General features: G+C 70.5%; 15 protein-coding genes. 5 read left to right on the forward strand and 10 right to left on the reverse strand.

Translation table 11 applies throughout. From position 1 onward, the window contains the following. The first annotated feature begins 48 nt into the window (after positions 1-48). The gene (locus ABN611_RS11915; RefSeq protein WP_350279897.1) at positions 49-1,011 is read left to right on the forward strand and encodes an ATP-binding cassette domain-containing protein; all 963 of its coding nucleotides are present in this window, start codon (positions 49-51) and stop codon (positions 1,009-1,011) included. Next, positions 1,008-1,805, forward strand: coding sequence for an ABC transporter permease (locus tag ABN611_RS11920; protein ID WP_350279898.1), 798 nt, complete (start codon positions 1,008-1,010; stop codon positions 1,803-1,805). Before ABN611_RS11915 ends, ABN611_RS11920 begins: the two co-directional genes overlap by 4 nt. Here ABN611_RS11920 and ABN611_RS11925 read toward each other — a convergent pair. The 3 genes from ABN611_RS11925 to ABN611_RS11935 all read right to left on the reverse strand — a co-directional run bounded on the left by ABN611_RS11925 (position 1,802) and on the right by ABN611_RS11935 (position 4,732). Beyond that, the gene (locus ABN611_RS11925) at positions 1,802-2,476 is read right to left on the reverse strand and encodes a pyridoxamine 5'-phosphate oxidase family protein (protein WP_350279899.1); all 675 of its coding nucleotides are present in this window, start codon (positions 2,474-2,476) and stop codon (positions 1,802-1,804) included. The two genes, ABN611_RS11920 and ABN611_RS11925, sit on opposite strands and share 4 nt — an antisense overlap. Before the next feature lie 53 nt (positions 2,477-2,529). Then, positions 2,530-3,705, reverse strand: a complete 1,176-nt coding sequence (locus ABN611_RS11930; RefSeq protein ID WP_350279900.1) for an FAD-dependent oxidoreductase — start codon at positions 3,703-3,705, stop codon at positions 2,530-2,532. An 82-nt stretch (positions 3,706-3,787) separates the two neighbouring features. Next, positions 3,788-4,732: an RNA polymerase sigma-70 factor gene (locus ABN611_RS11935; RefSeq protein ID WP_350279901.1), complete on the reverse strand. Its 945-nt coding sequence runs from the start codon at positions 4,730-4,732 to the stop codon at positions 3,788-3,790. Positions 4,733-4,750: 18 nt separating this feature from the next. Here ABN611_RS11935 and ABN611_RS11940 point away from each other — a divergent pair, with 18 nt between their 5' ends. Beyond that, complete coding sequence (locus ABN611_RS11940; protein WP_350279902.1) at positions 4,751-6,118, forward strand: PLP-dependent aminotransferase family protein; 1,368 nt, start codon at positions 4,751-4,753, stop codon at positions 6,116-6,118. On the opposite strand, the gene ABN611_RS11945 is transcribed toward ABN611_RS11940, so the two are convergent. Genes ABN611_RS11945 through ABN611_RS11965 form a run of 5 tightly spaced genes read right to left on the reverse strand, consistent with a single transcriptional unit; the run spans position 6,105 to position 12,554 of the window. Beyond that, positions 6,105-6,968 carry a hypothetical protein gene (locus ABN611_RS11945; RefSeq protein WP_350279903.1) on the reverse strand — a complete coding sequence of 288 codons (864 nt, stop codon included), beginning with the start codon at positions 6,966-6,968 and terminating at the stop codon, positions 6,105-6,107. The two genes, ABN611_RS11940 and ABN611_RS11945, sit on opposite strands and share 14 nt — an antisense overlap. A 1-nt stretch (position 6,969) precedes the next feature. Further along, positions 6,970-7,881 (reverse strand): hypothetical protein, encoded by a 912-nt coding sequence (locus tag ABN611_RS11950; RefSeq protein ID WP_350279904.1) that lies wholly within the window; start codon positions 7,879-7,881, stop codon positions 6,970-6,972. A gap of 57 nt (positions 7,882-7,938) precedes the next feature. After that, entirely contained in the window at positions 7,939-8,829 is an 891-nt protein-coding gene (locus tag ABN611_RS11955) for a glycoside hydrolase family 43 protein (protein ID WP_350279905.1), read from the reverse strand. Further along, positions 8,830-11,046, reverse strand: a complete 2,217-nt coding sequence (locus tag ABN611_RS11960; RefSeq protein ID WP_350279906.1) for a family 43 glycosylhydrolase — start codon at positions 11,044-11,046, stop codon at positions 8,830-8,832. A 20-nt stretch (positions 11,047-11,066) separates the two neighbouring features. Next, positions 11,067-12,554: an alpha-N-arabinofuranosidase gene (locus tag ABN611_RS11965; RefSeq protein WP_350279907.1), complete on the reverse strand. Its 1,488-nt coding sequence runs from the start codon at positions 12,552-12,554 to the stop codon at positions 11,067-11,069. Between the two features lie 254 nt (positions 12,555-12,808). On the opposite strand from ABN611_RS11965, the gene ABN611_RS11970 reads away from it, so the two are divergent. Next, a complete protein-coding gene (locus ABN611_RS11970) occupies positions 12,809-13,810 on the forward strand; it encodes a LacI family DNA-binding transcriptional regulator (RefSeq protein WP_350279908.1) in 1,002 nt (333 codons plus the stop codon). Here ABN611_RS11970 and ABN611_RS11975 read toward each other — a convergent pair. Continuing rightward, positions 13,807-14,940: an NAD(P)/FAD-dependent oxidoreductase gene (locus ABN611_RS11975; RefSeq protein ID WP_350279909.1), complete on the reverse strand. Its 1,134-nt coding sequence runs from the start codon at positions 14,938-14,940 to the stop codon at positions 13,807-13,809. The genes ABN611_RS11970 and ABN611_RS11975 overlap by 4 nt on opposite strands. Before the next feature lie 94 nt (positions 14,941-15,034). Between ABN611_RS11975 and ABN611_RS11980 the strand changes: the two genes are divergently transcribed. Further along, positions 15,035-15,595, forward strand: a complete 561-nt coding sequence (locus ABN611_RS11980) for a TetR family transcriptional regulator (protein ID WP_350279910.1) — start codon at positions 15,035-15,037, stop codon at positions 15,593-15,595. Here ABN611_RS11980 and ABN611_RS11985 read toward each other — a convergent pair. Next, the gene (locus tag ABN611_RS11985) at positions 15,562-16,344 is read right to left on the reverse strand and encodes a sugar phosphate isomerase/epimerase (RefSeq protein ID WP_350279911.1); all 783 of its coding nucleotides are present in this window, start codon (positions 16,342-16,344) and stop codon (positions 15,562-15,564) included. The two genes, ABN611_RS11980 and ABN611_RS11985, sit on opposite strands and share 34 nt — an antisense overlap. Between the last annotated feature and the right edge of the window lie 11 nt (positions 16,345-16,355).

Raw genomic sequence — 16,355 nt, forward strand, 5'->3', positions numbered from 1 at the left:
ATCGGGTCAGGTACCCCCTGCCCGAAAACAACCCCCGAGGAACCACTCATGTCATCAGCGATCGACGTCCGCGGACTGCGCAAGTCCTACGGCGACAAGCTCGTCCTCGACGGCATCGACCTGAACGTTGCCGAAGGCACCATCTTCTCGCTGCTCGGCCCGAACGGCGCCGGCAAGACCACCGTGGTGCGGATCCTGTCCACGCTCGCCGCCGCCGACGCCGGCGCGATCCGGGTGGCCGGGCACGACCTGCACGACGACCCGGAGGCGGTCCGCGCCGCGATCGGCGTCACCGGCCAGTTCTCCGCGGTCGACGGCCTGATGACCGGCCGGGAGAACCTGATCCTGATGGGCGACCTGTACCACCTCGGCAAGCAGGAGGCGCGCCGCCGGGCGGACGAGTTGCTCGAGCAGTTCGACCTGGTCGAGGCCGGTCAGAAACTGGCGATGACGTACTCCGGCGGCATGAAGCGCCGGCTCGACCTCGCGATGACGCTGGTCGGCCGCCCGCGGATCATCTTCCTGGACGAGCCGACCACCGGCCTCGACCCGCGCAGCCGGCACAGCATGTGGACGATGATCCGCGAACTCGTCGCCGGCGGCGTCACCGTGCTGCTCACCACGCAGTACCTCGAGGAGGCCGACCAGCTGGCCGACCGGATCGCGGTCCTCGACCACGGCCGGCTGGTCGCCCAGGGTACGGCGGAAGAACTCAAGCGGCTCGCACCGGGCGGACACATCCGGCTGCGGTTCACGTCGCCGACCGAGTTCACGCTCGCGGGCCAGGTGCTGCCGACCGCCGTACCGAACCACGAGGCGCTGGTCCTGCAGGTGCCGAACGACGGCAGCGTGCACGCGTTGCGCGACCTGCTGGCCCGGATCGACGACGCCTCGCTCGAGGTCGACGAACTGACCGTCCACACCCCCGACCTCGACGACGTGTTCTTCGCCGTCACGGGTCAGCCCACCAGCCACGACGACGTTCTCCAGAAAGAGGGCACCGCGAAATGAGTACCGCGACGATCCACCCGCTGGCCGACACCGGCACCATGCTGCGCCGCACCCTGCGGCACGCCCAGCGCTACCCCTCGCTGTCCCTCGGCGCCCTCGGGATGCCGGTGATCATGATGCTGCTGTTCGGCCTGGTCTTCGGCGACACGTTCGCGGCCGGCCTGGGCGGCGGCGCGCAGGGGTTCGACTACATCGACTTCCTCACCCCCGGCATCCTGCTGATGTCGATCGCGTCCGGGACGATGTCGCCCGCGGTCGCGGTCTGCATGGACATGACCGAGGGCATCGTGGCGAGGTTCCGGACGATGGCGATCTTCCGGCCGGCCGTGCTGACCGGGCACGTGCTGGGGAACGTGATCCTGACGATCGTCAGCCTCGCGCTGGTGGTCGGGTTCGCGATCCTGATCGGCTTCCGGCCGAACGCCTCGGTCGGTGACTGGTTGCTGGCCGCCCTGTTGCTGGTCGGACTGACGATCGGCCTGACCTGGTTCGCGATCGCGCTCGGGCTGACCAGCAAGACGCCCGAGGGCGCGAGCAACGTCGTACTGCCGATCAGCCTGCTGCTGCCGTTCCTGAGCAACACCTTCATCCCGCTGGAGGCGATGCCGAAGGGCATCCGGTGGTTCGCCGAGTACCAGCCGTTCACCCCGATCATCGACAGCCTGCGGCACCTGCTGCTCGGCACGCCGGTGGAGAGCGGCAGCGGCTGGCTAGCCGCCGCCTGGTGTGTCGCGATCACTGTGGTCGGCTACTTCTGGGCCCAGAAGAACTACAACAAGGGGACCGTGGCCTAGGAGGGTGCGCCGAGCAGGTTCGCGCGGGTGCGGACGTGGGCGGGCACCAGGAGGTCGCAGTCCGGGTTGTTCTCCGGTTCGCCGGCGACGACGTGCAGTGGGATCACGCCGGTCCAGTACGGCAGGTCCAGGTCCTCCTCGTCGTCGTTGGCGGCACCGGACCGGGTCTTCACAGAGGCCTCGGTCAGCGACAGCGCCAGTACCGAGGTCTTGGCCAGCTCCTTGCGGTTCGGCGGGCGGACGGCCAGGGAACGACCCGGGACGAGATGGTCGACGATCCGGTTGAGGCCGTGGAGCTTCTCCTCCGGGTCGTCAACCAGCCGCGGTACGTCGAAGATCACCGCGGACCGGTAGTTCACCGAGTGGTGGAACGCGGACCGGGCCAGCACCAGACCGTCCGCGTGCGTGATCGTCACGCAGACGGTCTGCCGCGGCGCCGCCACCACGCTGCGCGCGGCGACCGAGCCGTGCAGGTACAGCGTCCCGTCCGGCCCGCGGTCGAGGTCGACGCCGTACGCCGTCGGCAGCACGAGCGGGTCGCCGTCGACCACGACGCCGAGGTGGCAGAACATCCCGTCGTTCAGGACGTCGTGCAGCACCTGCCGATCGGTGGCCGCGCGTTCCTTCGAGCGCCGCAGGGAGGTCCGGGCGGTCGGCTGCAAAGTGGTCATGGGACCAGGTTCACGCCGCAGTGGCCTGGCGGCACGGGCCATTCCGGCGCGAATCAGCTAGTCCATTCCTTGACCGGGGCCACCGTCGCGAGCACGTGGCGGCGCCGGACCGGCAGGCCCAGCAGCGGCTTCTCGACGCCGAACGCCGCGCCCTTGCAGATCAGCTCCTTGTAGACGGCCGCGACCCGCCCGGTGAGTGCGGCGTTGACCGCCCGGTCGTCGGTGGTGACGTACTGGACGAGCCCGTTCTTCCGGCCCAGCGAGATGCACTGGTTGAAGTAGGCCAGCGGCGCGTGCGGGAGCTTGCCGCCGGTCAACCGGGCCGCGATCGAGTCGGCGGCCTGCCACGCCATCGGCTGGCTCGACGCGCACGACATCCGCAGCGGCTTGTTCTTCGCCCCGATCGCGAAGGCGGCGTCGCCGATCGCGTACACGTCCGGGTGCGAGACCGACCGCATGGTGCCGTCGACGACGATCCGCCCGGTGTCGGTGACCTCCAGCCCGGTCGCCGCGGCGATCGGGTGTACGGCGAACCCCGCGGTCCAGACCGTCACCGCGGCCGGGATCGACGTACCGTCGGCCGTCGTGACCTGGTCCGCGTCGACGCGCGCCACGGCCGCGTGCTCGTGCACCGTGATGCCGAGCCCGCCGAACACCTTCCGCAGGTGCCGGCGTCCCTTCGGGGAGAGCCAGTCACCCAGCTCGCCGGCGACCGCGATGGCGACGTCGAGGTCCGGACGGGACTCGGCCAGCTCGGTCGCGAACTCCACGCCCGTCAGGCCCGCGCCGACGACCGTCACGCTCTGGCCGGCGGCCAGCGACGCCAGCCGCTCACGGAGCCGCAGCGCGCCGGGACGGCTCGCGATCTCGTACGCGTGCTCGGCCACTCCCGGGACGCCCTGCGGGTTCCAGCCGCTCCCGAGCGCGTACACCAGCGTGTCGTACTCCAGTTCGTCCGCGCCGAGCGCGACCGTCTTGCGGTCGACGTCCACCCCGGTGACGGTGGCGAGCTTCAGTACGACGCCGGTCCCGGCGTACATGTCCTCGAACGGACGCGGCTTGAGGTCCCGGCCGGTGGCCAGCTCGTGCATCCGGACCCGCTCCACGAAGTCGGCTTCACCGTTGACGAGCGTCACGCTGACCTCGTCGCGGTACAGCCGTCCGGCGAGGCGGCCGGCAGCGACAGCGCCTGCGTAACCGGCGCCGAGGACCACGATGCGGTGCTTCATGTGCGTACTCCTGTCTGCTTCGGTGTCGACCCTTGAACCGGGCAGGCCACCGATTCCTGACAGGAACGTGGCGTGAAGCAGGTCACAGCACGGTCATCAGCGGTTCTCCGTGCTCGGACGCCGCGAACAGGCCGGTCGCGCGGGCCAGCTTGTCCGGGTTCGCCTGGGTGCGAACGGCGGTGATGCCGTCGGGGGTGACCTCGAGGCACATCACCGCGACCACCTCGCCGTTCACGACCGCGACCAGGGCGGTCTCGCCGTTGGCCGGCCAGGCGTAGACGTCCGCCCGGCCGCCGTAGTACTTCCGCTTCGCCTCGGCAGGCTTGAAGATGCCGCGCAGGAACCGTGCGACCGCGAGCGCACCCTCGACCGCTGTGGTCCGAGCCGGGACCTTGCCGCCGCCGTCGCCGACCGAGATCGCGTCGCCGGTGAGCAGCCGCACGATCGCATCGGTCTGCCCGCTGCTGGCCGCGGCGAGGAACTCGTCGACGATCCGCCGGGCCACCGCCTCGTCGACCTGGCTTCGGGCGCGCCCGTCGGCGAGGTGCTGCTTGGCGCGGTGGAAGATCTGCTGACTGGACGCCTCGCTGATCTCGAGGATCTCGGCGATCTCCCGGTGCCCGTAGTCGAACGCCTCGCGCAGTACGTAGACCGCCCGCTCGTTCGGCGACAGCCGCTCCATCAGCGTGAGGACGGCGTACGAGACCGATTCACGCTGTTCGACGGTGTCGGCCGGGCCGAGCATCGGGTCGCCGTCGAGCAGCGGCTCGGGCAGCCACTGGCCGACGTACGTCTCCCGGCGCGCGCGGGCGGAGGCGAGCTGGTTGAGGCAGAGGTTCGTGAGCACCTTCGTCAGCCAGGCCTCGGGGACTTCGATGCGGTCGATGTCCGCGGCCTGCCAGCGCAGGAACGTCTCCTGGACGGCGTCCTCGGCCTCACCCGCCGACCCGAGCAGCCGGTACGCGATGGCCTCGAGGCGGTGCCTGGACTGCTCGAACCGAGACACGTCCTCCGCGGTCATCGTCATACTGCGATCCTAGACACCGTGCAGAGTTCGCTGCCGCTGACGATCGAGCGTGCCTCCGGCATGCCGTTGCACCTGCAGCTGGCGGAGCAGTTCCGGGCGGCCGTTCTGGACGGGCGGCTCCAGGCGGGCCACCGGCTGCCGTCCACGCGGGACCTCGCCCGGGAGCTGTCCGTCTCGCGGTCCGTGACGCAGGCGGCGTACGACCAACTGCACGCCGAGGGCTGGATCGAGGGCCGCACCGGCGCCGGTACCTTCGTCACGGACGTCGCGCCGTTGCAACCCGCCGTACGACGCCACGCACCGCCCCGGGCCGACACCGGCGTCGAGCTGCTCACGCTCCGCCCGGGCATCCCGTACATCGCGCCGACCCCCGATCCCGGATGGCGCCGGGCCTGGCGCGAGGTGTCCACGCAGTCGCCACCCCGCGGGTACGACGACGCGGCCGGACTGCCCGCCCTCCGCGCCGCGCTCGCCGAGCATGTCGCGCGGGTCCGCGGGATCGCGTGCGGGCCCGAGAACGTCCTGGTCACCAACGGCACCGTCCACGGGTTGCGGCTGCTGCTCGCCGTCACCCGGCAGCCCGGCGACCGACTCGCGATCGAGGACCCCGGGTACCTGAACGCGGTCGCCGCCGCCAACGACCACCGGCTCGAGATCGTCGACGTCCCGGTCGACGAGGACGGCCTGCGGGTCGACGCGCTGACCGACGACGTCGCGGCCGTCTACGTGACGCCGTCCCACCAGTATCCGCTCGGCGGCCGGCTACCCGTTGCCCGGCGCAACGAACTCGTCCGGTGGGCGCGCCGCACCGGGAGCCTGCTGATCGAGGACGACTACGACAGCGAGTTCCGGTACGACGTCGCGCCGCTGCCCGCGCTCGCGCAACTGGACCTCGAGCGCGTTGTCCACTTCGGCACGCTGTCGAAGACGCTCAGTCCCGCGCTCCGCCTGGGATGGCTGGTCGCGTCCGAGGCGATGGTCGACCGGCTCGCGACGTTCCGCGCCAACTCCGGCGACTGGCCCGGCTGGCCGATGCAGGCCGCGCTGCTCGCGATGCTTCGCGACGGGTACCTCGACCAGGCCGTCCGGCGCGGGCGCCGGCTGTACGCGGACCGGCGTACGCACACCTGCGCGGTCCTCGCGCCGTACGGCGAGGTGATCGGCCAGGACGCGGGGCTGCACATCACGCTGCTGTTGCCCGACGACGTGGACGACACCCGGATCGCCGCCGCCGCGCGGGACGCCGGTGTGGTGGTCGCGCCGCTGTCCGAGTACCGCCGTACCGTCGAGGGACCGCCAGGGCTCGTGATCGGTTACGCGACGCCGTCGACGCCCGACCTGCACCGAGCCCTGACGATCCTGACCGAGGTCCTCAGTCGCCGTTGAGCGGTTCGTAAGGATTCGTGGCCCAACGGAAGTAGGCGCGCGGCGCGAACGTGCCGCCGCGGCTGCCGAGGCCGACGATCACCGTCGCCGTACCGTTGGCGTGGCCAACGGCATACTGATAGGCGGTCCTGGTGTCGAAGTCGATGCCGACCAGGAACGTGCCGTACTGGCCGCACTTGGTGGCCACGAGTTTCTCGAAACCCTGCCAGGTGCGGGTCCGGACCGGCTTGACCACCGGCTTCAGCGGCGCACCGACCGGGATGCGGATGGTGTACAGCGCGCCGCCGCGGGTGTTGGCCAGGAACGTGTCGTACGTCGCCGTCTTGCTGATCAGCGCCATCGACTTCACCGCGGCGAAGCCCGGCGCCGACCCGGTGGCCCTGAACCGCCACGGGGAGTTGGGATCGAAGCTCCAGCGCCGCAGGGTCCCGTCACCGGACAGCCCGTACGCCGTGTTTCGCGTGGTCGCGCCCCTCGCCGCGAACTGCGCAATCTCCAGCGCCTTGTACGCCGACCAGCCACCGCCGACCGGCTGGGCGCCGCGCGGCATGCCCGGGTCGACTTCGGCCTCGTTCGTCAGCGAGTAGTACCAGTAGTAGGCCCTGTCGCCCGACACCGCCCAGCCGGAGAGGTCCATACCGTGCCCGTAGGTCAGTTGGGTCGCGGTCGAAGCCAGGCGCACGGGCCCGAGCCCGGTCGTCGGATGCCCCTCCGGCCCGAACGAGCCCAGGCGGACATCGCACTTCGCGGCCGCTCGCTCCGTGGTCGTCCCGGCGGCGTTCGCGGTCCCGGCCGTAGCCGTTCCCGCGAGCATCAGCGCGGCCACCGACAGCACTGTCCAGCGCTTCATGTCAGTCTCCGTTCAGCGGGTCGAGGAACCAGACCGCGCCCCAGCGGAAGTTGACCGCCTCCGGGAACGTGCCCTGGACCTTGCCTAGGCCGTTGATCACCGTGGACAAGCCGTTCGCGTGCCCCACGGCGTACAGGTAGCCGCTCTTGGTGTCCTTGTCGATGCCGAGCAAGAGGGTGCCGTAGTTGCCGCACTTGTTCGCGATCATCGCCTCGAAGCCCTGCCAGGTGCCGGCGCGAACCTTGGTGACGATCGGCTTCATCGGCGAGCTGATCGGGATCCGGATCGTGTAGAGCGCACCGCCGCGCGTGTTGGCCAGGAACGTGTCGTACGTCGTCGTCTTGCTGATCAGCGCCATCGACTTGACCGCCCCGAACCCGGTGGCCGACCCAACGCTGCGCCACCCGGCGCCGCTGACCTGCCAGCGGAACAGCGTCCCGTCGTTGCGGAGTCCGTACGCGAGCCAGTGACCGATCCGGCCGGCCGTGTACTCGAAGTGCGAGACCTCGAGGGCGGTGAAGTTCGTCCAGCCGCCGCCGATCCGATTCGCCTGGTCGATGCCCGCGTTGGCGTTGTAGGAGCGGAGGTACAAGGCGTCTCCCTGCACCACGAATCCCGTCCGGTCGACGCCGGCGACATTGGGTTCGGCCTCGAAGGTGGAGCTGAGCCGGACCTGGCCGGGCGGGAACGCGGCCGGACCGACGGCCGACGGCCCGGTCATGGTCGGCGGCGTACCGGCCGTGACCTCGGCGGTCGTCTGGACGCCGGCCGGTGTCACCGCACCAGGAAACATCGAGCAGGCCGCGGCCGCGGATCGTGACGTGGTGTCCGCGGCCTGAGCTGGTGGTACGAACGCGGCGGCAGTCAGGGCGATGACGCCCGCGATGCTCGCAGCAGCCTTATGTCTGTTCACGGTCCCTCCCCAGGTCCGAAGCCTCCACAGACCTTGATGCGGGCGGGACCGGAAAGGTTACGGGTCGAGCGGATTGCGGGCGAGCGGCGGCTGCACGACCGGGGTGTCACCGTCCCAGGTCAGCCGGGAGAGCCACATCGTGCGGCCCTTCGGGTCGGTGCCGACCTGGTCCGGATCCCAGGCGTGGTAGACGAACCAGTCGCCGAGGACCATGTTGTGCCCCGGCCCCGCGGCGTCCGGCGAGCTCGCCAGGATCGGGTCGCCGGACTTCACACACGGCCCGGTCGGCGACTCGCACAACGCATGCCCGACGGCGTACGCCGCCTTGTCGAACGCGTTGCCCGAGTAGAACAGGTGGAACTTCTCGTCGCGCTCGACCATGTACGGCGCCTCGACCAGCGCACCCTCCCACGGCAGATCCTGCTTGATCATCCGCCGTACCGGACCGGCCAGCGTGAGGCCGTCAGCGGACAGCTCGGACACGTAGATCCAGGTGTCGACGCCGATCGCGTTGCCGTCGTTCTTCCAGTACAGCCAGCGCCGGCCGCTCGAGTCCTGGAACGGCGAGGCGTCGATCGACCCGCCCTCGTCGGCCTGACTGATCAGTGGCTTGATCGATTTGTCGACATATGGACCTGTGGGTGTGGACGCCACCGCGACGCCGACCGCCTGCCGGCCCGCGGCGACGTCACGCGACGTGTAGTACATGACGTACCGGTCGGCCGCGTGCACCGCGACCTCCGGCGCCCACACCCGTCCGGGAGCCGTCCAATCCGGCAACGACGGCAACGCGTCGCCGACCACCTCCCACGACACGAGGTCGCGGGAGGTCAGCGTCTGCACGTTGCCGAGCGGCCCGTTGGTCGCGAACGCGTAGTACTCGTCGCCGACCGCGATCACCTGCGGATCGGCGAACCCGCCGTCGTACACCGGATTGGAGAAGCTCATTCACTTGCTTTCGTAGAACTTGAGGTAGTCGAAGGTGGCGACCGGCGCCGGGTTCGCGCCGGTGAACTCGCCGTGGGCGTAGAGACCGAGCTTGGCAGCGGACGGCAGCACCCAGGCCGCGCCCCACGTCCAGTTCTTGCCGTCGACCGAGGTCGCGGCGCGGTAGACGTGCTCGCCGGTGGCGTTCTTCTGGTACGCGAGCCGCATCCACAGCGTCGGCGCCGAGCGTCCGATCGCGGCCGCGCCGTACGACGTCGCGCCGTCCGACGGCCGGGCCACCAACTCACGCCCGTACTCCGTCTGGCGGGTCCGCCAGATCGCGACGTTGCCGAGCCGGGCGAAGTCGCTGTCGTTCAGGTACGCGATCATGCCGGCCTGCTGGTAGTTGCGGATGTCGCCCTCCCCGGTGTCGAGGTGCAGCTTGGTCTCCGCGATCCAGCGGTCGCCGGCCGGCACGCTGTGGAACAGCAGTCCGGCGGTGTTCCCGGACCCGACCAGGTCGGCGTTCTGCAACGGCCACGACAACTTGCCGTCGGCAACAGTCGCCTTCGCGTCCGGCCGCACCCACGACCAGTCCGCACCGAGCGCACCGTCGAAGTCGTCGCCGGACAGCAGCTTGCCGGTCTGCGGTACGTCGGCCGGCTTCGTCACCGGCTTCGCGACCGGGCGGACGGTCAGGTTGTCCAGCTCGGCCGAGCCGAACCAGCGCACCGGCGCGGAGCCCAGACTCAACCCGGCCACGGTCAACCGCGCCTCGCCGTACACCTCTCCCAGGCCCGCGTCGTCCAGTCGTGCTGTCACGGTGGATCCGGAGACCTGGACGGACAGTTTGTTCCACTGGGTGCGGTCGAAGGCGGCCGGCAGGTTCACGGACGTCGTACGCCGACCGACCGTCAGCGTCAGGCGGCTGTTCGCGACAGTCGCCGTCACCTGATTGCCCAGGACTGTGGTGAAGGAGGTGCCGAGCCGGGCATCCGCGTCAACACGGAGGGAGCCGGCGGGTGCGGCCTGGCGGGTCTGCGCGGCGCGCGTGATCGCGGCGGTCGGTCCGCCGAGGGCGTCGCCTGGCTGCTTCGTGGCGCCGTGGAGGCCTGCTGCCGGGTCGGTCGAGTCGATGCCGAGCCCTGAACCCGTCGTCGGCGCGGGCACCGGCGTGTCGGACGGGCCGAGCCCGGCGCGGGTCCGCGGCCAGCCGTCCACCCAGTCGATCCGGTCGATCAGCATCGGCCGCCGGTTGATCCCGAACGGGTTGGTCAGCCACGGCGTACCGCGGTCGATCGCGTGGTAGACGATGTGGTCCTGGCCGGCCGCGTCGGTCATGAACGCGTGGTGCCCCGGACCGATCCACTTGTTGCCGTTCTGCGTGATGACCGTCGTACCGCCCACGCGGGAGTCGGTCAGCGGTACGCCGTCGGCGTCCACGAACGGGCCGCGCGGCGAGCGCGAGCGGCCGGCGAACACGGAGTACCCGGTGGTCGGGCCGGCGCAGCAGTTCATCGACGAGCCCATGAAGTAGTACCAGCCGTCGCGGTAGACGACGTACGAGCCCTCGTAGCGGTCGCCGATCGTCACCTGCGTCGGCGTGCCGACCGCCTGCAGGCCGTCGGGGGTGAGTTCGGTGACCGAGATGCCGCCGTAGAAGCCGCCGTAGTACAGGTACCGCTTGCCGTCGGCGGCGGTCAGCATCGCCGGGTCGATGGTGCCGAAGTAGCCGCCGTTGCCGTCCGGCTTCGGAGTGACGACCGGGCCGCCGGTCGCGGTCCACGGCCCGGCCGGCGTCGGCGCGGTGGCCACGCCGATCGCGGGGTCGCCGCCCGGGTTCGCGGCGGTGTCGGTGACGGTGAAGTACATGACGTAGCGGCCGCCGAAGTACCGGATGTCGGGCGCCCAGAAGAACGAGCCCGGCGCGGCCCAGGCGGGTTTGGTCTGGTCGTCGAAGACGGTCCCGAGGTACTCCCAGGAGCCGAAGTCCTTGGTCCGGGCCATGTGCATCAGCCCGAACGGGCCGCCGGACACCAGCGGGTCGGAGGTGGCGTACGCGTACCAGTAGCCGTCCCGGCCCTGGATGATCGCCGGGTCGGCGAAGGTGTCCGCGAAGCCGGACGAGATCGCGTTGGTGGTCTGCACCGCGGGCTCGGGCGCGGCGTCGGCGGCCGTCGTACCGGCGGCCACCGCGACAACGGTGAGTGCTGCGGCGAGTAGTCGTTTCGAAGGCACGGGCGGGGTCCCCTCTCGCATCAACTGCTGAGCTGGATCAGATGCCACGATGCGGGCGGCAACGTGGCCCGGCAGACGCCGTCGACGACCTCAGTGGTATCGACGGCCCGGGGCCGGACCCGGTCCGGATCGTCCGCGGTGTTCACCGCGGACCGGTCCTCGTCGTACAGCGCCAGGTGCCGGACCACCCGTCCGGACACCGGAACCTCCAGGTCGACCTTGTCGGTCTCGCTCCGGTTCACCACGAAGATCGCGGTCTCCCCGGTGTTCTCGTCGTACGTCGCGGTGCTCCACAGCGCGGGCACCCGGCCGAAGGCGGCGGTGTCGATCTCCGGGCCGCCGGTGATCGCGGTCTGCAGCACCGTCGGGCCGGCGTACCGCGCGGTCAGCGCGAACGGGTGGAAGATCGTCTGCCGCCAGGCGCGGCCGCCGGGTTCGGTGCGGATCGGGCCGATCACGTTCACCAGTTGCGCGAGGCAAGCGATCTTCACCCGGTCCGCGTGCCGGAGCAGCGTGATCAGCAGGCTGCCGACGACCACCGCGTCGTCGACCGTGTAGGTGTCCTCGATCAGCGGGGACACCTCGCGGATCTCGAGTCCGAGCTCGCCGGGGAAGTGCTGCTGGTACCAGACGTTCCACTCGTCGAAGGAGAGCGTGAGCTGCTTGTCGCTACGTTTCAAGGCCTTCACGTGGTCGGCGGTCGCGACCACCGACGTGATCATCCGGTCCATCTCCTCGGCGGCGGCCAGGAAGCTCGCCTGGTCGCCGTCGTGCGGCTCGTAGTACGCGTGCAGGCTGATGTGGTCGACCAGCTCGTAGGTGTGCTCGAGGACGACCCGCTCCCACTCGCCGAACGTCGGCATCCCGGCGTTGCTCGACCCGCAGGCGACCAGTTCGAGCCCGGAGTCGACGCGGCGCATCGCGTTCGCGGTCTCCTCGGCGAGCCGTGCGTACTCCTCGGCGGTCTTGTGGCCGATCTGCCAGGGGCCGTCCATCTCGTTGCCCAGGCACCAGGTGCGGATCGCGTGCGGCTCGGGGTTGCCGTTCGCGACCCGGCGGTCGGAGAGGGCGGTTCCGGCCGGCAGGTTGCAGTACTCGAGCAGGTTGACCGCGTCGCGGATGCCGCGGGTCCCGAGGTTCACCGCCCAGATCGGCTGGACGGCGGCCTTGCGGGACCAGGCGACGAACTCGTCGGTGCCGAACTGGTTCGGCTCGATCGCGCGCCAGGCCAGGTCGAGCCGACGCGGCCGCTGGTCCTTCGGCCCGACGCCGTCCTCCCAGTCGTAGTTCGACACGAAGTTGCCCCCGGGGTAGCGGACCGCCGTCACGCCCAGCTCGCGGACCAGCTCGAGAACGTCCTGCCGGAAGCCGTCCTGGTCCGCGCTCGGGTGACCGGGTTCGTAGATGCCGGTGTAGACGCAGCGGCCCATGTGCTCGACGAACGAGCCGAACAGCCGCCGGTCCAGTGCACCCACCACGAACGCGGGGTCAACCACGAGCCGAGCCACAGGACCTCCCCAGAAGTCGTTTACAACGTTTAACGTGGATGTCTACAACGATTGACATCGCCCTGTAAAGACCTCGTCCCCAACCCTCCGGAATCCCCTTGCCCACTGAGTTGGAGGGTTGCCCCCTCAAATTTCCAGTGGGCAACCCTCCACCTTGGGGGGTATCCCCTCGGTTGGAGGGTTCGCAGAGGAGGGGCGAAGGTGGTCGGGAGCGTGGCACACTCGGGCGACAGGACGGCGACAGGAGGTTTCCGATGGCGACCAGGCTCAGCGATGTGGCCGCGCGGGCCGGCGTGTCGGTGAAGACCGTCTCGAACGTGATCAACGACTACCCGCACATCACCGCGCAGACCCGGGCCAAGGTCGAGGCCGCGATCGCCGCCCTGGACTACAAGCCGAACGTCAGCGCCCGCTCACTGCGCAAGGGCCGCTCGGACTTCATCGCGCTGGCCGTCCCGGAGATGGCTTCGCCGTACTTCGCCGAGCTGGCGTCGGCGATCAGCCGGGCCGCGAAGCGCCGCGGGATCACGGTGCTGATCGACCAGACCGAGGGCGAGGCGGCCGCCGAGCGGTTCGTCCTGGACGGGATGCGCGGGCAGCTGATCGACGGCATCATCTTCTCGCCGATCACGACCGCCCCGGCCAAGCTCACCGCCGCGGACACCGGCAAGCCGCTGGTGCTGCTCGGCGAGCGCCCGGCCGGCGGTCAGTTCGACCACGTCGCCGTGGACTCGGTGCAGGCGTCGTACGACGCCACCACGCACCTGATCGACCTCGGCCGGCGCCGGATCGCGGCGATCGGTGTCGGCGGTGGCGCCGGTACCGGGGCGGTCCGGCGGAAGGGTTACCGGAAGGCCCTCAAGGCGGCCGGGCTGCCGCACGATCCTGAGCTCGAGCTGGCCGGCACCGGCTACCACCGGCCGGACGGCGCCGCGTCGATGCGTGAGTTGCTGGCACTGCCCGAGCCGCCGGACGCGGTCTTCTGCTTCAACGATTTGCTGGCCCTCGGCGCGCTGCGGAGCCTGGCCGAGGCCGGGCTCCGGGTGCCGCAGGACGTCGCGGTGGTCGGCTTCGACGACATCGAGGACGGCCGGTACCACTCACCGTCGCTGACCACGATCTCGCCCGACAAGGAGTGGCTGGCGGACAACGCCGTCGCCCTGCTGCTCGACCGGATCGCCGGGACCGGCGAGTCCAGCCACCGCGACGTCACCGTCCCGTACACCTTGCAGATCCGCGAGTCGACGGGAAGTTAGAGGCCCGCGAGCTGCATCGCGACGTCGTGCTGGGTCTTGTCCAGCCGGCCGACCAGGCCGAGTACGGCGTTGCGCACCGGGCGGGCCGCGCGCGGGACGTTGGCGAGCCGGGTCAGGCGGTGGGCCAGCGCGATGACCCGGATCGCCTCGGCGCGGCACGTCGTGGCGTACTCGTCGAGCGCCGCGTCCTCCCCGGCGAGAGCGGTCGACAGCGCGTTCGCCAGCATGACGGCGTCCCGGAGGCCGAGGTTCATGCCCTGGCCACCGGCCGGGCTGTGCGTGTGAGCCGCGTCGCCGGCCAGCAGCACGCGACCGGCCCGGTAGGTGTCGGCGACCCGCTCGTGGATCCGGAACCGCGAACCCCAGATCACCTCGGTCACCTGCGGCTTCCCCTTCCGCGGCCCGCGGCCGGCCAGCAACCGCTGCGCGAACGCGGCGTCCGGGTGCTCCGGCGCGTCCGGCACCTCGGCAACCAGGCGGAACGATCCGTCCGGCAACGGCGCCACCACCAGCATCCCGCCGGCCGCGAAGTACAACCCGACCTCGTCCGTCGGCAGCCCGCCGTCGACGCGCACGTCCACCAGGCTCAAGGACAGCTCCAGCGTGTTGCCCGGCATCCGCAGTCCGGCGAGCTCCCGGATCGTGCTGTTCATGCCGTCGGCCGCCACGACGTACTGCGCCTTGATCACGTCGCCGTTGTCGAGCGTGACCTCGGCGCCGTCGGCGGTCTGCGTCAGGCCGGTCGCGGCGTACGGACGGAGTACGGATCCGCCGAGCTCCTCCAGGCGCTCGAGCAGCACCTGCTCGGTGACCGGCTGCGGAATCATCGTCACGAACGGGTAGGCGGTCGGCAGGTCCGCGAAACCGACCGGGACCAGCCGGCGGTCGTCGGCGCGGATCGAGAACTGCTGCAACTGGAGGCCGAGCTCGACGAGCCGCTTGCTGACGCCGACCTCCTCGAGCACCTCCAGGGTCCGCGGGTGGATCACGCAGGCCCGTGAGGTGTTGGCGCCCTCGGCCTGCTTGTCGACCACCACCACGTCGTGCCCGTGCAGCCGCAGGCCGACCGCCAGCGCCAGCCCAACCGGACCCGCGCCCACCACCACGACCGCTGCTTCGTTCGGAGTCATCGTCGCTCCCTTTCGTCGTTTATCAACGCTTGTTGACTTTTACGCTAGGGACCTCGGCTCGAAAAGTCAACAAGTGTTGGCATATGCTCGGGACATGGCGGAGAAGAAGTCGGACCGGACCCGGGCGGCGATCCTCGCGGCGGCCCGGGAGCGGTTCGGAGCGGACGGGTACGAGCGCGCGACGATCCGGGCGATCGCGGCGGACGCGGCGATCGACCCGGCGATGGTGATGCGGTACTACGGCTCGAAGGAGAAGCTGTTCACGGCGGCGGCCGACTTCGACGTCCGGATGCCCGAGCTGGGCGACGTACCGAAGGAACGGCTCGGCGAGGTGCTGGTCCGGCACCTGATCGAGCGGTGGGAGGAGGACGACACGCTGCGGGTGCTGCTCCGGACCGCGGTGACGAACGAGACGGCGGCGGAGCGCATGCGGACGCTCTTCATCGGACAGCTCACGCCGGCGTTCCGGCAGGCCGCGATCGACCGGCCGGAAGTGCGGGCAGGGCTGGTCGCGACACAAGCGCTCGGGTTCGCGCTGTGCCGCTACATTCTCCAGCTACGACCGGTGGCCGAGCTGTCGACGGACGAGGCGGTCGCCTGGCTCGGACCGACCGTCACCCGCTACTTGACCGATCCCACGCCCAGCCAGGTGTGAACCGCGGGCAGGGTCTCGGCCAGCGGCGGCAGGTGCGGGTGCCACTTCAGCTCCCACTCCAGCGAGAGCGGGTAGTCGGTGCCGTCGAGCACCGTCAGCAGCTCGTCGATCGGGAAGTCGCCCTCGTCGATCGCCACCGGGCGGTAGTCCCGCCGTGAGTCCGCCTGCTTGAACTGCACGAGCTCCAGCCACGGCCGCAGCAGCGTGAACGCCTCGGCCAGGGTCTCGCCGTGCGACCAGGTGTGCGAACTGTCCCAGAGCGCCTTGACGTTGTGCCCGGGCACGTCGGTGTCGAGCACCGAGAGGAACGCGGCGACCTGGCGCGCGGTCGAGTGCGAGTCGTGGGTCTCGAGCAGGATCGGGACGTCCCGCGGCGCCGACGTCACCCGGTCGAGCGCGCGGATCTCGCCGGCGCTCGGACCGTCCGTCGTACCCTCGGTCGCGTCGTCGCCCGGGAACACGCGGACGCCGAGCGCACCGAGATCGGCGGCGAGCTCGAGATGTGCCTCGAGCGGCTGCTCCTCGACCGCACACAGCTTCACGTAGCTGCTGACCGCGAACACCTGCAGGCCGGCGTCCTCGATCCGGGCGCGCAACTCCCGCCGCTGCGCCGCGGACAGGCCCGTGTGCGTGAACTCGTCCGGCGCGGCACGGAGCTCCAGCCCGGTGAAGTTGTTGCCCTGCGCAAGCGCGAGGACGTCGTCGAGCGGAGCTCCGGGACAACCGAGGGTGGCGAAACCTAGACGCATGACACCTATCT

It is taken from the genome of Kribbella sp. HUAS MG21, assembly GCF_040254265.1.
GTDB lineage: Bacteria > Actinomycetota > Actinomycetes > Propionibacteriales > Kribbellaceae > Kribbella.